Annotated in this window: 11 protein-coding genes and 1 pseudogene; 6 read left to right on the top strand and 6 right to left on the bottom strand. The window is 55.1% G+C overall.

Annotation, left to right across the window (positions count from 1 at the left end):
- Positions 1–66 precede the first annotated feature (66 nt).
- On the bottom strand, positions 67–639 hold the full coding sequence (locus VFU50_17875) for a PEP-CTERM sorting domain-containing protein (protein ID HEU5234733.1): 573 nt from the start codon (positions 637–639) through the stop codon (positions 67–69).
- Positions 640–929: 290 nt separating this feature from the next.
- Positions 930–2,066 carry a LuxR C-terminal-related transcriptional regulator gene (locus VFU50_17880; protein HEU5234734.1) on the bottom strand — a complete coding sequence of 379 codons (1,137 nt, stop codon included), beginning with the start codon at positions 2,064–2,066 and terminating at the stop codon, positions 930–932.
- A 228-nt stretch (positions 2,067–2,294) separates the two neighbouring features.
- Between VFU50_17880 and VFU50_17885 the strand changes: the two genes are divergently transcribed.
- Entirely contained in the window at positions 2,295–3,425 is a 1,131-nt protein-coding gene (locus tag VFU50_17885; GenBank protein ID HEU5234735.1) for a helix-turn-helix transcriptional regulator, read from the top strand.
- 254 nt (positions 3,426–3,679) lie between these two features.
- Here VFU50_17885 and VFU50_17890 read toward each other — a convergent pair whose 3' ends face one another.
- Entirely contained in the window at positions 3,680–4,009 is a 330-nt protein-coding gene (locus VFU50_17890; GenBank protein ID HEU5234736.1) for a hypothetical protein, read from the bottom strand.
- A gap of 12 nt (positions 4,010–4,021) precedes the next feature.
- On the opposite strand from VFU50_17890, the gene VFU50_17895 reads away from it, so the two are divergent.
- Positions 4,022–4,465, top strand: coding sequence for a hypothetical protein (locus VFU50_17895; protein HEU5234737.1), 444 nt, complete (start codon positions 4,022–4,024; stop codon positions 4,463–4,465).
- A gap of 359 nt (positions 4,466–4,824) precedes the next feature.
- Here the strand turns inward: VFU50_17895 and VFU50_17900 are convergent, their stop codons facing one another.
- The gene (locus tag VFU50_17900) at positions 4,825–5,607 is read right to left on the bottom strand and encodes a type II CAAX endopeptidase family protein (GenBank protein ID HEU5234738.1); all 783 of its coding nucleotides are present in this window, start codon (positions 5,605–5,607) and stop codon (positions 4,825–4,827) included.
- A gap of 761 nt (positions 5,608–6,368) precedes the next feature.
- Between VFU50_17900 and VFU50_17905 the strand changes: the two genes are divergently transcribed.
- The 4 genes from VFU50_17905 (at position 6,369) to VFU50_17920 (ending at position 9,875) form a co-directional block, all read left to right on the top strand.
- Positions 6,369–7,055 carry a carboxypeptidase-like regulatory domain-containing protein gene (locus VFU50_17905; protein HEU5234739.1) on the top strand — a complete coding sequence of 229 codons (687 nt, stop codon included), beginning with the start codon at positions 6,369–6,371 and terminating at the stop codon, positions 7,053–7,055.
- A gap of 613 nt (positions 7,056–7,668) precedes the next feature.
- Positions 7,669–8,085: a hypothetical protein gene (locus VFU50_17910; protein ID HEU5234740.1), complete on the top strand. Its 417-nt coding sequence runs from the start codon at positions 7,669–7,671 to the stop codon at positions 8,083–8,085.
- The gene (locus VFU50_17915) at positions 8,082–9,317 is read left to right on the top strand and encodes a divalent metal cation transporter (GenBank protein HEU5234741.1); all 1,236 of its coding nucleotides are present in this window, start codon (positions 8,082–8,084) and stop codon (positions 9,315–9,317) included. Before VFU50_17910 ends, VFU50_17915 begins: the two co-directional genes overlap by 4 nt.
- 159 nt (positions 9,318–9,476) lie before the next feature.
- Positions 9,477–9,875, top strand: a complete 399-nt coding sequence (locus VFU50_17920) for a YciI family protein (protein HEU5234742.1) — start codon at positions 9,477–9,479, stop codon at positions 9,873–9,875.
- Between the two features lie 186 nt (positions 9,876–10,061).
- Here VFU50_17920 and VFU50_17925 read toward each other — a convergent pair whose 3' ends face one another.
- Positions 10,062–11,042 (bottom strand): hypothetical protein, encoded by a 981-nt coding sequence (locus tag VFU50_17925; GenBank protein ID HEU5234743.1) that lies wholly within the window; start codon positions 11,040–11,042, stop codon positions 10,062–10,064.
- A gap of 507 nt (positions 11,043–11,549) precedes the next feature.
- Positions 11,550–12,727, bottom strand: a pseudogene (locus tag VFU50_17930) (IS3 family transposase).
- Positions 12,728–12,791 lie beyond the last annotated feature (64 nt).

The following is a 12,791-nucleotide window of genomic DNA, read 5'->3' on the forward strand; positions in this document are numbered from 1 at the left end:
CATCACCCGCAACATCGAGGTAGCCGAACACAATCCGTCATTTCCGCCGTCGGTTCACCTTCCCTCTCACCGGTTTTCCTTTCTTAGCTTGCGTCTAAAGGCGCCGAGCCCCGCGAATCCCATCCCCAACAGAAGAAGGCTCGCGGGTTCCGGCACTGATGCAGCCTGTATCGAATTCCACGTGCCTCGTGGTCCCACAATTCGACCGAAACCCGAGCTGGTAAAGATTCCATCCGTTGGGGTACAGCCGGATGGGCAGACTACGGAGTCGCCCGTTCCCGAAAACATGGAGTAGTCGCCTTGAAACCAGTCCATGTTCCACCCGATTATGTTTCCAGCTCCGTCGGTGATCACACCAAAATCCGCCTTTGACACGGTGGATTGATTGAAGGTTACGCCTCCATCCGTGAAGCTAAATGAGTCAGGGGTAAAGTAATAGGCCGAATCGGGAATGAGCGGAGACGATACTGTGAATGATCCTGTTATGCCACAATCTGGAGGACAGGCCGTCGCGCCTCCAAAGTCATCAAAGTGCAAGCCCGTGTAGGTATAGATCGTGTCGGCCGGACTTGGAACAGTGAACAGAGCCACTGTAAGAGTCAGCATCAGAAAGAATTTCGCGTTGCCAAGTAATCTCATTGATTCCTCCACAATTGTGTGGCAGCCGCATTGCGGCCTCATTGGGGTTGTCAGATTGAAGGATCATTCACAGTAAGTCATCCCCCAAATGGGTGAAAAATTCCAAATTTGAACGCTCTGGGCACCCAGAACAGCGACCGTGCAGATAATGTACGTTGGACTTTGGACCCACGAGTCACAAACCCCAATAGGCCGCCCTCTATCGAATTGCGTAGCACGGCAAAGTAGAGAGTTGCGATCCTGTCGCTTATTGCAAGGGACGACGACCCCACCAAGAATGCCGAAAGAAATTAACGTTCGCTTGTCTCTCGGGCTTCGCAGGTGGTGAGAATCAGCTGGACCAGTTCAGCTTGGCGACGCACGCCCGCCTTATTGAACACCGACTTCAGTTGCGAGCGAGCCGTTTCGTACTTGATCTGACATTGGTCGGATACTTCTTTCAGGGTGAGGCCACGAACAAGCAGATCGGCGAGCTTGCACTCAGCGGCAGTGAACCCAAATAATGCAGCCATTATTTCCGATGAAGCCCGAGCTGGCCGATCTGGATCAGAAAGAATCGCAATCGCGACTGCTCGTGCTGATACGCTGGAAATTGCAGATCGAAAACGACGTACGGAAATCCTGAGAGGTCGTTGAGTAGCTCGACTGACTAGAGCAGATCCACCTGGTGAAGGCAGAATGTCTCCCGAGCAGCATTGTTTCACCAGGGCGTCTAGTTTTCCTCGCTCCGTCGGTGAGAATACCCAGAGTCTTGATCTGCACAGCGAAAGACCATCATTTCGATCCACTATCGCTTGAGCCTCTCGGTTAACAAAAACGCAGATACCTGACGAATCCAGCAACACAATCGCTTGTTCGAGATTATTGAATGCCGCTTCAAAATCTCGGCTACGGCCATCTGCCGAAACTAAGAGTTGTCTGGTGCTTAAGGCTGTCCTGAGATGCGGCAATAACAGATACAGCAATTCAAGCCTTTGCTTTTCCGGAGCTTTATCCTTCCATCGCTGATAAAGCGATATCGTTTCGATTTTCGTGCTTCGCTTTATTGTTTCGACGCCACAGAACAGCTTGGAGTCGAACCTCAACAGAAAATCGTTGAAGAACTCTGTCTTCGAGAGTTCATTGAGGTTGCAGATCGCTTCGCCAAAGAATAGTTCTCCTTCCGGAATCTGCGATCGGAGGACCGCGGCGCGCCACTCGTCAATGGTCCCATAATAATTTTCATACTCCTTGACACCTGCAGGATCGAGCCCGACATAGGTATTCAACGCATATCGTCGGTTCCCCATGTCGTGATGAACGATTGCAGCACCTGACACACCAATCAAATTAGAGAATTGCTGCAGAAATTGCGGCCACAACTCTGGCGCCGCGGAGGTTGCGTATAGGGTGTGGAGGATCTCCGACAAACGTTGTGCCGAGACCATAGAGCCTCATTTACAGACTTAATGTTGAGTGAGGGAGGGAACAAAGTATGCCATAAAAAGTGCATTTTCATAGCTAGAGGGCAAGACAACGCCGTTATAGCGTTGCATGCTCGATCCTCTTTACCCGGAACATCGCCGTCGGATTGTGAAATTTGCTTGCCTCCGTTGCCCTGTTCGCCTAGTATTTCGGCCATTTCCTAGCGGTAGGGTTCGACAAGAGGTGCCTCAGTGCTCCCCAGCCGGCAAGAATTTTCGGATCTCCTCGGCACGCTTTACGAAGCGGCGGCTGATCAATCACTTTGGGAGCCATTCATTGAGCAGCTTGGACAGAAGACGGGTGCAACTTCAGGCGCGCTACTCATTCTTGACTATGAGCACGAGAAGTATTCCCTTTCGACATCGTGGCGTATGACTTCGGATTCGGTTCGTCTATACCAAGAGCACTACCATTCCCTGGACATCTGGGCGCAAAGGGGCTTAGTTAATCCAACCGGGTATGTCTTGACTTCCCAATCGATCTGCCCGCTTGCGGAGATTAAAACAACCGAGATTTATAACGACTATATGCTCCAAGCCGGGATCGAACATGGAATGTTCAGCATTCTCGAAAACAACAAATCTTGTGCTGCTTCGGTCAGTCTTTACCGGCATCGCTCACGCAAAGAGTTCTCGGAATCAAACGTACGGGTGTTACGTTTCCTTGCTCCTCATCTCCGACGAGCTTTCAAGCTTCATTTCCAGCTCTCCGAAGCCAAAGCTCACTCCGTCGGAATGGAAGCTGCATTTGACGCGCTTCCAACGGGCATCGTTTTATTGGACGCTAGCGGAGATATAGTTTTCATGAACCGAAGTGCGGCTGGCACGACGGCGGAAAGCGACGGCCTGCTCGTCACCGGCAATCAATTACGAGCAGAGCGATCATCGGAGTCGCAACGTATGGCCGCTATGGTGAAGACTGCTGTTTCTCTATCTATAGCAAATGACGTTTCTGCCGGAGGAGCAATCCTGATATCACGGCGTACACGCCCGCCTCTACAACTCGTCATCAGTCCGATTCGAAACACGAAGCTGCAAACTTCTTCGAGCATTGCGGCTGTCACCATCATCAACGATCCCTTACGCTCTCAACGTCCAAGCGAGCAAACAGTTCGGGTGCTCTACGGCCTGACGCCAGCGGAGTGTCGAGTTGCCCTGCTCCTTAGCGATGGACACGGTCCAGGACACATCGCGGAGATGATCGGTGTAACTAAAGAGACGGTGCGCTCGCAAATCAAGAGTATTTACTGTAAGACCGGAGTGAGGCGACAAAGCGAATTAGTTAGGCTCCTATTGAACCACGCAGCGATCCCCAATCGCTGATACTTGGAAGTAGCGAGGACGGTTTCCACTCCGACCGACTGACAAGCGCGAATCGACGTCTCGAGCCAACTTTCAATTCGCATGACCGCTTGCAGGTTTGCTTCCGCCGATTGCTCTTTTGCTTGAACTGGGCGGCCAGCAGGTCGGGATTGATAATCCAGAAAGGGCGTTCTGAATCTTTGAAAAGTACGTTCTCTTGAAGAGTGCTCTTGCCGGAGCCGTTTGGTCCGGCAATGATCCAGAATTGTGGCGGATCAGCCTTTTTGCAGGACAAGCTCGCGCAAACCTAGCTTCTTATTTTCACTCCGAGCCTTGCGAACGTTCTCGCTGAACACGTATTCGATATCGCTGGGAAGCGTTCGACTTGCGGCATTGATGACCCTCACAACCGTGGTCTTGCCTTTTGACACTTGAAACTGCTTCGCAGAAACCCTCTTCTTTGAGCGCTTCGTCTTGAATTTTCTAACAACCACCTTTGACATGCTGCCTGTCCTTTGAAGTAATTTTAACTCAGATGCCCAAAGCGAAAGTAAGGGGAATGGCAACAGCAGCAACCCGGCAAACATTGTGAGTACCTGCTGCATCCATGATGCTGCATGATGCGAAGGCTCACGGCGGTTCTTCTGCTGCTGGTCTCCACAGGCTGTTCTCGAAAGAAGACTCTCACGTCCGATGATCTGAAATCTCAGCTCACCCAGGCAATCTCGTTCGCCGCGGAAGAAGAGATGTTCGTTGATTACGTTCGTGCGGGCCGCGCTACATCCAACTTTGCCGAGCAGCACGCAGCCTATCTCGATGCTGAAATTCAGCGCTCAGCCGACGAACTAGCCAAAGTCGTTCCCCAATCGGGAACCCAGAGTTGCAGAGTGCGGTTTTGCATGATCTCGAGGAACCCGGTGATAGGCGGGACCTATTCTCGGCTGAATCTCGCGATGCTGAAAACGCCGACTGGCTTATTCGACCTTCAGGATTCCCGCCTCGATGAGTTCAGGAATGATGGTGTGCTCAAGCGACGGCCCCAAAAAAAGACTCGCCGTTGAGAAATTGTCGTAAGCTCCAAACTCAAGCACGCCATTCCTTTCAATCTGAAGATGAAGAACACGCTTGAAAGGGAATGTCCCCAACGCTGAACGCAATACTTCCCAAGTACCGGGACGCAGTGGCAGCACGACAAAGTCTTGCTCTGGCCAGAGGGTGTTTCGCTTCAACAGCTTCGTTTCGTGTTTGGAAACTTCGGGGAAACTGGCCAGAGGCAGATCGCTGAACCTGCCCTCGAACGAAACGAAGGAAAAGTCTCCAGCGAGAAACTCCATTAGCTTGGCCACTAACGTTTGTTTCTCTCGCACTACAAATCTGCGAGTCATTCTAAAGCAGTCTCACACAAACCGCGGTATCGATCCTAGTGTTGGCCTCGAAGCCATGGATAAAGGATCAATCCGGCGAAGTCTGCCCACATATGAGCGATGATGACTGGCATTATGCGCCCGCTGCGTATGTAGAAAAGCGAATACACGAGAAAGAGCACTCCGATCATGAGCGCGTACGGGACCCCTTGATAGAAGTGGTATGAGGTTTGCAGCCCGACGCTGATTGCAACCGCCAGTGCTCGACCACCGCCCAGCGCCCTGATCTCCGAGATCGTAAAGGCACGCGCAATCAGTTCTTCAAAGAATGGATTTACCACTACAAGCAAAAGCACCCAGACGCTCAGCACACCCTCCCCAGCAATTTGGGGACGCGCTGGAGGGTGCTTCACTAGCAATTGATAAGCTCGGAAGATAAAGAAGCCCGCGACAGCGTAGGCGATTGATGAACCCACGATCAGCTTTACGCCGTCGCGAAGATCACGCCAGCGAAACGCGAATCCTATATCCGAGAGCTTCTTCCCATTCTGGAGCAGAACGTAGTGCAGCAATCCTAGAGCAACCAACTCAACCGTCAATCCATTGGCGAAACGAAGGGTGAGGATATCGTTGGGCCCAGGCATTGCGTAGCCGGCAAACATGAATGTCGATGAAAGAAAACACTGGCTGAATGCAGTCGCCAAGACTAAGCACAGGCCAAAGATACGACGTCCTTTGTCGATGCAAGGTTCAGGCGCAGCTGCCTCTGCCCATTCCGTGTGAATGCTGCAGTGCTCCGATGTAACCGGAGCTTCATCAGCGCTGGACGCTGAATTCATTCGAGAAGTATGGCTGCGCGGAAGTGGAGCACCAAGTTACTTTGGTATAGGACGCCGACCAGCGTGCTGTGAGATCGCAACGATAGGTTGGCTTGCGATGGGCAGCAACAGCCCCGCTTCTTCTTCGAGGCCGAGGCTCAGATCAGTGAAAATTATTTCGATGAAAAATCCGTGCCCGCAAGACCGTGATTCACAGATGCCAGCCTCGCGGGACCATGGGCCGGCAAACATTGCGAGTACCTGCTGCATCCATGATGCTGCATGACGCGAAGGCTCACGGCGGTTCTTCTGCTGCTGGTCTGCACAGGGTGTTCCCGAAAGAAGACCCTCACCTCCGACGAGCTGAAATTTCAAGCCTGATTTTGGAGTGCCGCGGTTTGTGCGGCACGGATGAGATTAGCCCGGGGTGACCGCAGTTTGGGAACCCTGGGTAAACGGATGAATGAAGTCCACTACCTCTCTGCCGAAGGCCTGCGCGTAGCGAAGCGGAGTGCATAACAAAAGCATTTTTTTCTAGGCCGCTCCGCGCGTTGCGCTCCGCTGAAGCCTGCGGCAGCTCGGAAAAAAATGGTTTTCGTTCGCTTACCCGGGGTTCCTACGTCACCCCGGGCTACTCCCAGTCGTGCCGCAAACTTCGCGGCACTCTTCTCTTTTCGGTGCTCGGATAATGCGGCCAACAGTGTCGCCGCTCGACGATTCAGGAAAAGCCGACCCGCGGCCTTGACTGTCTCTTCTCAAACGACATACGCTGTCGCCAGCGCATGCTTAAACGGCTTCAGGTCGCGTCACCATGCAATGCCAATTGGGAAGAGATGGTGGGCGATGATCGCGTTCGTTGGTGCTCGCAATGCAATCTGAACGTCTATAACTTCGGCGCTCTGACGAAACACGAGCTTTCGCAACTCATCCGCCAGAAGGAAGGATTGAGGTTATGCGGTCGGCTATATCGCAGGGCAGATGGGACGGTCGTCACCAAGGACTGCGAAGGCGGCGCGAAGGCACTTGTCCGGAGAGCCTCCAGGCTCGCGGTTGCGTCACTCGCGGCGGTGATGGGTACCGGGTTCGCTGTGGCTCAGGCCGCCGAACCGCAATCCCTCGTACAAATCAATGAATCTCACACTGGAATTGATGTGAAGGTTGTGGACGAGAGCGGCGCCGGCATTCAAGATGCGCAGATCTGGATTCGTAGTGGAATTTTGAAAGAGCCAATTACCGGCAAGACGAATGAAAAAGGGGAGTGGCAATTCCGCGGTCTCGAACCTGCCACGTATCAGCTCCAGCTTTTTGCCCCAGGACACTCACCCAGCACGCGGAATGTCACCGTCGCCAATCGAACTGTGACCGGTGTGCAGATTCAGTTGTATCAGCCAGTCTTGATGGGCGAAGTCGTTAATGTTGAGTCTCATCGCAACCCGCTGAAGAAGTTGTTTCATCGGCTTGTGAGATAAAGACGTTGCGAAGCCGCAGCCCGTCCAAGCCGCTCCTGTATTCCCTAACATTGACTCCGCATTACGGAAATTTAAGTTTGCCCCTCACGCCACACCTTGAGCGTCATTCGAGCACTGAATCCATCCATGCCTTTGCCGCGCGCTATCTCTAATAGAACTGCCTCGCCCTGGCGAGGCTCAAACTCCAACGCATGAGCTGCGGCCCAAGAGCGAACTCCCGTGTCATCGCTGAGTAGCAACGGCAACAGCGCTCTCTGGTGCTCAACCCCTCGATTTCGTATTTCATGGTAGATGGCCCGTGATGCGATCGGCCGCTGGATTTCCAGCCCGATATCGTTTCTCGGCCTGCGCTCGCCCGTGTTCCGATGCCGCACGTTGATACAACTCGACGAGTTGCTCGGTTGAATATTCCGGATAACGACTCCCCTTCATGTGCCTAGGAGAATAATCTAAGGAAAAAGCGAGCACAGGAACATCCGCCAGCACTCAGATCCGTGAAAATGATTCGGTGCTCCTTTATAAAAACCCGTGTCGCAAGGCCGAGACTCACGGATGCCACCTCTCGCAAGCCTCCGGCAAACATTGCTAGTACCTGCTGCATCCATGATGCTGCATGACGCGAAGGCTCACGGCGGTTCTTCTACTGCTCGTCTCCACAGGCTGTTCTCGAAAGAAGACCCTCACGTCCGAGGATCTGAAATCTCAACTCACCAGCGCAATCTCGTTCGCCTCCGAAGAAGAGATGTTCGTTGATTACATTCGTGCGGGCCGCACCACATCCAACTTTGCCGACCAGCACGCAGCCTATCTCGATGCTGAAATTCAGCGCTCGGCCGACGAACTAGCCAAAGCTGTTCCCCAATCGGGAACCGAATCTGCGCTTCAGCGTTGTCGCATCCAGCTCAACCAGCTTCGCGCAGAACTGTGGAACGTGCGGACACACCGTGAGGACAGGAACGCACTCTCCGCAGCCAAAGCCCGTGTTGAGGAAATTCGCCGTGACTTGGAGCAGGCCAAGTCGGCGCTATGAAAAAACTCCTCGGCATCACGCTCGGCATCATGACTGCGCTCGGAGGATTCGTCGATCTCGGCCAAATCGTCTTCACTACGCAGGCCGGCGCGCTCTTCGGATACAAGCTCATGTGGGCGATCGTCCTCGGCACTGCCGCGATCATCGTTTACATGGAAATGTGCGGACGCATCGCCGTGGTGGCGAAGGAGCCGGTATTCGCGGTGGTTCGCGATCGCCTCGGACGCCCTCTTGGTATCGGCGTGCTGATCGCCTCGAACCTTCTGAACCTGATCACCTGCGCCGCCGAATTGGGCGGCATCGCCATTGTGCTGCGTTTGCTTACCGGATGGCCCGAGAGGCTGCTGCTCGTTGTCGCGGCACTCGGCATCGGCGCGGCGGTTTTTCTCTTGCAGTTCCAGTGGATCGAGCGAATCTTCGGCCTCTCAGGCTTGCTGATGACGGTCTTCGCGGTGTCTGCTTACGTGCTGCATCCGAAGTGGAGCGAAGTTGCGCGCGGACTCTTGCCCGCCGTCTCACAGCCGGATTGCGGACACACTCTGCTCTACGCGTACTTCGCAGTGGGAATTTTCAGCGCGCTGCTCATGGAATACGAAGTCCACTTCTATTCTTCCGGCGCGATGGAAGAAGATTGGAAGCCCGAGGACCTGAGCGAGAACTTCATGGTTGCGGCGTTCGGCTCGGTGCTCGGAGCAGTGCTCACCTGTGCCTTGCTCGTGCTGGGAGCAGTGCTTTTTCTTCCGCGCAACATCTTTCCCGACACGCTCAGCACGGCGATTATGGCTGGCGCCTTCCCCTTCGGTGAGAAGGCTTTGATCCTGGCTCTGCTTGGGACCCTCGCCTGCCTGAGCGGAGCCGCTGTAGAAACGGCTCTCTCCGGCGGCTACAACGTGTGCCAGTTTTTCAATCTTCGCTGGGGAAAGAACCTGCCGCCCAAGTCCGCTCCGGTGTACACCACAACCTGGATCGCCATGCTGGTGGTCGCCGCGCTGCTAGCTCTAAGCGGCCTCCGACCTCTGCAGTTGGTGAATATCTCGATCATCTTTGGCATGGTGGTAATGCCACTGACCTACTATCCGATCCTGCGCGTCGCCGCCGATAAAGGCATCATGGGCGACCATGCGAACCGCCGGTGGGTGAACATCATCGCCGGAATCTTTCTGGTCCTAATCACGATTGCCGCCGTCGCCGCCATCCCGCTCATGCTGCTCACCCACTCCGGTCAGCCGTAACAACATGGCTGTCTTGAATGGCGAATCAAACAAATAGTTCGCCTCTCCTTGTCGATTCTTTCTGTGCTCGACGACGATAGGATGAACGATCTAGCGCGCACGGCCTGAAACTCTCATTAGCGAAAGACAAAAACGAAAAGAACAAGGAGGAGAAGAACCGTGAAATACATCTGTTTGGGCTACTACGACGAAGACAAATTCGATTGCATGACCGAAGGCGAGCAAAACGCGATGTTCGACACCTGCTTTGCATACGACGACCATCTTCGCGCCAACGGGCATTGGGCTGGTGGAGAAGCGCTGCAGCCTCCGGAAACCGCTCGGACCGTGTCCTGGAAGAACGGCAAAGTCGCAACTACCGACGGTCCTTATGCCGAAACCAAGGAACAAATCGGCGGGATCCTCGTTCTAGAGGCGCGCGATATGAATCATGCTGTCCAGCTCATGACGCAGCATCCGGCGCTCAGGTTCGGCAGTATCTTCGAGATTCGCCCAGTGGGGGACTTGAGCAAAATCATGAAAGCAAGTGAGCAGCGACGACGGAAAACTGCAAGCTAAAAGCAAGCTGCCAAGCGGCTAAGCTTGGGTGCGCCTCTCTTGCCCGGTGTTCGGCAAAGGTGGGCACGAAGAATCGTCCGCGAACTTAATTTTGATTGTGTAGCTTGTATTTCGGGAACGCAGGATATCCGATTAAGGTTCATGCTTCCCGGGTGCGCAAACATCACCGTATTCGGAGTCTCGTCCTTACCGACCGGCGACCGCGCACGAGCCGGGAGTCGTTGGCTTTGGCACTTTCTCGAGCTGCTGATTCAGGTGGAAGACGAACTCCGCGATCGAGTGTCCCGTAATGGGGTTCCATGTTGGGAACAGGTTGTACCGAATCTGCCGGATCGTCGGGGACTTTCTGCGCGGCGGAACGAAGATGCTCACGATGGAGCGGAGAAATGCCAGAATCTCGCCGCGTTCGAAGATGCGATCGATAGCAAGCTCGAGAACGTTCACCTCGCGAACGTTCTTCTCGACGCTATAAAAGCCGGTCACCGGAGAAGGATCGATGGCGTAAACCTTCGCCACTCGCGGCACCGCGTCGCTGAGCGGCAGAGAGTAGGCGAATTCCTGCGCCAGGCCTCCGCCCAGCGAATGCCCGGTCGAAAACAGCTGGATTCGCTCACCCGGATTCCACCCGGCTTCCTTCAGCTTCTTCCCATACTCCGCCTCAAATGCGCGGCCAAAACTCTTCACGATCACGGTGTATTCGTCGTTCTGGTGAGGAATAAACCAGCGGAGATTCGCTCGCCAGTCGCTGATATTGGTGAACACCGTTCCACCAAAAGCCACGGCAATCTTTTTCTGCTGTAAATGCCACCAGACCTCGGCCCGCAGATGCACGTTTCGGATTTGCTTATGCAAGGCAGGGTCGCCGAAGTCCGGCCACATCGTCCAGCCGCGTTTCCCCAGTTCCGCATCGGGATCAAGTGACGCGCCGGCCTTCACCCGCTTGGCATCGGGCTTGTGCTTGTATGCCGCCTGGCTGAGTAAAGCAAAGGGGAGGTCCTCGGCTCCGGTAGCCCCAAGCGGCTCTGGAGCGCCGAACATGCGCTGTCCCGGACGCCGAATCACAACCTGGTCAGGACGCTGACGAAATGCCGGCCTCGTCGCCACACGCAGGAAGGCCAGCACACCCACGACGACGAGAGTCGTAATAACAACCAGAAGCAGGCTCACGGCGAGATCCCTCTAATAAAGAAGTCCCAAGCGGGAAGACCGTTGTTCGAAAAGTGGCGCAGCATAGTATGCCAAGAGCGAAGATTTGCGAGTTGCAAAAGCCACATGTGATCTGTGTCACCTTTTGTTGTTGTTTTTGGCGACAGCCGATTGCCGATTACCTTCTTCACTCAACGCGTTCACCCGATCATGTCCTTTGCCCTGTCACCTCTAACCTGTACCCTTGAAGTGAACCCTTGGAGTGAGACACGGAATTAAGGGGGTAAGGGCCGTTCAATGCAAACCTATTGCTCGGCTGGTTGTTGATAGTCCACTCTGCGCATAGCTGAGCGGAGGATAGGGCTCTGCGGGGACGCAACCCGAGCGCCGACTCAGTTGCCGAAGTGGCACGGGGCGGCTGCGGCCGCCCTGGCTCTCCTAGCAATGCCATTTTGGCCCACAGGCGATAAATCCCAGGGGTCTGGGGACAGAGTCCCCAGCGCTCCGAAATGGGAAACGCTGTGGGGTTCATGCTTGCGCCGCCTCGAACTCGACCGGAGCCACATAGCCAAGCGCGGAATGTAGACGTTGGTGGTTGTAAACGCGATCGAGGAACTGGCCGATGCCCGCCACCGCTTCGTTCAGATCGCGATATTCGTTGCGATAAACTTCCTCGTGCTTCAGAGTTTTCATGAAGCTCTCGGCAAAGGCGTTGTCGTAGGGATTGCCTTTGCGACTCATGCTGCCGCGGATGTCGTGTTCCTCAAGCAACTCGCGGTAGGCTGCACACGCATATTGCACGCCGCGATCGGAATGGTGCACGAGTCCCGAAGCGGGACGACGCTCGGCAATCGCCATGCGCAGCGCGGCTAATGTCAGCTCGGCTTCCAAGCTTCGTCCCAAGGCCCAGCCCACCACTCGGCGCGACCAGGCGTCCAGCACCACCGCCAAATAGACAAACTCGCGCAGCAGGCGGATGTAGGTGATGTCGGCGACCCACAGCTGATTGCTGGCCGTGGTTTCCATCTTCGCGGCCAGGTTCGGATATACCGGCCAGCCATGCTCCGAGTTCGTAGTCCGCACAAACGACTTGCGCCTCAGACAGAGCAGGTTGTCGGCCCGCATCAGCCGCAGCACACGTTTGTGATTGACTCGATATCCACGCCGCTTCAGCTCCGGCGTGAGGCGACGATAACCGTAGGCGGGAAACTCCAGCGCGATCCGCTGCAGCTCATGGCGCACCGCCATGACCTCGCCTTTGCTGGCCCTCACCATCAGGCTGCGATAGTAGCTGGCTCGACTCACTCCCGCCGCTGTGCACAGCCGCTTCACTTGCGCACCGCCTTGACTGGCTTGCCGGATCTGGCGGCACACGCAGTCGCGCCACTGACCACGGCCGGCGGATGATACTCCCTGAAATGCTGCAAGGCTTTTTTTAAAAAGTCATTCTCCAGCGTGAGCTGGCCGATCTTGCGCTCCAGTTCGGCCACGCTCCGCTCTTCCGCCGCCAGCTTCGGCAGCGCTCGCCGTCCGCTGCCGGGAAATGACGCTTCCCCACGCGCCCGCCATTCCCCTCGCCAACGCTCGATCAGCTTCGGGCTGAGCTGCAGACGTCGGGCCACTCTGCCCCCGCTCTCGCCGGCATCCATCGCCCGCATCACCGATATCTTGAAATCACGACTGTAGCTGCCTCGGGCCAAGTCCATTGCCTTTCTCCATTCAATGTACTCAGTCCCTTATTTCCCTGTCTCATTTTTGGGGTTCACTCCA

The organism is Terriglobales bacterium, assembly GCA_035764005.1.
GTDB lineage: Bacteria > Acidobacteriota > Terriglobia > Terriglobales > Acidobacteriaceae > Gp1-AA112.

Bases quoted from the DNA above. Each gene is read 5' to 3' on its own strand.
- VFU50_17905 (HEU5234739.1), top strand. From the start codon at position 6,369: ATGCTTAAACGGCTTCAGGTCGCGTCACCATGCAATGCCAATTGGGAA.
- VFU50_17915 (HEU5234741.1), top strand. From the start codon at position 8,082: ATGAAAAAACTCCTCGGCATCACGCTCGGCATCATGACTGCGCTCGGA.
- VFU50_17875 (HEU5234733.1), bottom strand. From the start codon at position 639: ATGAGATTACTTGGCAACGCGAAATTCTTTCTGATGCTGACTCTTACA.
- VFU50_17910 (HEU5234740.1), top strand. From the start codon at position 7,669: ATGACGCGAAGGCTCACGGCGGTTCTTCTACTGCTCGTCTCCACAGGC.
- VFU50_17895 (HEU5234737.1), top strand. From the start codon at position 4,022: ATGATGCGAAGGCTCACGGCGGTTCTTCTGCTGCTGGTCTCCACAGGC.
- VFU50_17900 (HEU5234738.1), bottom strand. From the start codon at position 5,607: ATGAATTCAGCGTCCAGCGCTGATGAAGCTCCGGTTACATCGGAGCAC.
- VFU50_17880 (HEU5234734.1), bottom strand. From the start codon at position 2,066: ATGGTCTCGGCACAACGTTTGTCGGAGATCCTCCACACCCTATACGCA.
- VFU50_17890 (HEU5234736.1), bottom strand. From the start codon at position 4,009: ATGCAGCAGGTACTCACAATGTTTGCCGGGTTGCTGCTGTTGCCATTC.